Source organism: Alkalibaculum sporogenes (genome assembly GCF_009362815.1).
Classification (GTDB): Bacteria; Bacillota; Clostridia; order Eubacteriales; family Alkalibacteraceae; genus Alkalibaculum_A; species Alkalibaculum_A sporogenes.
This window is the reverse complement of the sequence record NZ_WHNX01000077.1, coordinates 1-1608: the sequence shown is the minus strand read 5'-3', so window position 1 is coordinate 1608 and position 1608 is coordinate 1. Positions and strand designations below refer to the sequence as shown.

Here is a 1608-nt window from a genome sequence, read left to right as displayed (position 1 = left end):
GGTAGTGTAATAAATTTTGTGTCTATGGTAAAAAATAACTCTTTAATGGCAAGAATTTAGATATGAATTCAAACCAGTAAGGAGTTTTTTAATATGGGAATTACAAAAAATCAATTAAGAGAAATTATTAAGGAAAATGGTATCGAAAATGTAGGTGACATTTATTCATTTTTCAAGGAGAGTTTTAAAGATATGTTACAAGAAATGTTAGAAGCAGAAATGGATGTATCTTTAGGTTATCCTAAAAATGAAAAAGGAGGGGTGACTACAGACAATAAGCGAAATGGCTATAGTCCTAAATCAGTAAAAAGTCAGTATGGAGAATTTGAAGTTGATATTCCTAGAGATAGAAATGGTGAGTTTGAACCTAAAATTATTCCAAAGTATCAAAGGGATATTTCTGGGATTGAAGAAAAGGTAATCTCTTTATATGCCAGAGGCATGTCCACAAGAGATATTCATGATCAGTTAAAGGATATCTATGGAATAGAGTTATCTGCTGATATGGTTAGTAAGATAACTGATAAAATACTTCCTGAAGTGAAAGAGTGGCAATCAAGACCATTAGAACCTATCTATCCTTTCATCTTTATGGACGCAATCCATTACAAAGTAAGAGAGGATGGCAAAATCCTTAATCGTGCAGCATACATTGTTTTGGGCATTACTATGGATGGAATGAAAGATATCTTAAGCATCACTATTGGAGCTAATGAATCATCTAAATTCTGGCTAGGTATCTTAAATGACCTTAAAAACAGAGGTTTACAGGAGGCACTATTCTTTTGTGTAGATGGTTTAGCTGGATTTAAAGAGGCTATAAATGCAGTATATCCAAAGGCACGAGTACAAAGATGTATTATTCATATGCTTCGTAATTCATTTAAATATGTCTCTTATAAAGATATTAAGAAATTTGCGAGTGATTTTAAATCAGTATATAGAGCACCTAATGAGCAAGCAGCCTTAACAGAACTTGAAAACATGAAAGAGACCTGGGGAAAGAAATACCCATATGCTATTAGTAATTGGGAGATGAATTGGGATGTAGTAAGCCCTTTCTTTGGATTTTCAGAAGAAATCCGTAAAATAATGTATACCACCAACATCATTGAAGGGCTTAACCGACAATATCGAAAGGTCACCAAAACTAAAAGCGTGTTTCCTAATGATACATCCCTTGAAAAAATGTTATATCTGGCATCCATAAATGTAATGAAAAAATGGACCCAGAGATATAGAAACTGGGATATGGTATTAAACCAACTGAATATCCTTTATGGAGATACTTTATTCCAGTACCAGTAAAGATAAGGAAAAAGAATCGGCGCCTTAAACAAAATGCTGTTTTTAGCGCCGGACTTATTCCGTCGGTAATGATATTATTGCCACATATTTAAAATTTATTCCAGAGGTCGGGTGTGGGCAGAGCCCGCAGGATTATTTTTTATACCCTTTTTTATCAATCCTGAATATGATTTTAAATCATGGAAATACTTCTATTACATAGTTCATATTTTAAAGATGTTTTCTTGAATTTTTACATATCTAATGAGCCTGATAGAAAGTTATTTTTTTATTCTAGGACACAAAATTATTTACAGTCTC

1 protein-coding gene is annotated in these 1608 nt (G+C 32.7%); it reads left to right on the top strand.

From position 1 onward, the window contains the following. The first annotated feature begins 93 nt into the window (after positions 1 to 93). Positions 94 to 1308, top strand: coding sequence for an IS256 family transposase (locus GC105_RS16585; RefSeq protein ID WP_152807050.1), 1215 nt, complete (start codon positions 94 to 96; stop codon positions 1306 to 1308). Positions 1309 to 1608 lie beyond the last annotated feature (300 nt).

Coding starts and splice junctions, on each gene's coding strand:
- GC105_RS16585 (WP_152807050.1), top strand. CDS start 94: ATGGGAATTACAAAAAATCAATTAAGAGAAATTATTAAGGAAAATGGT.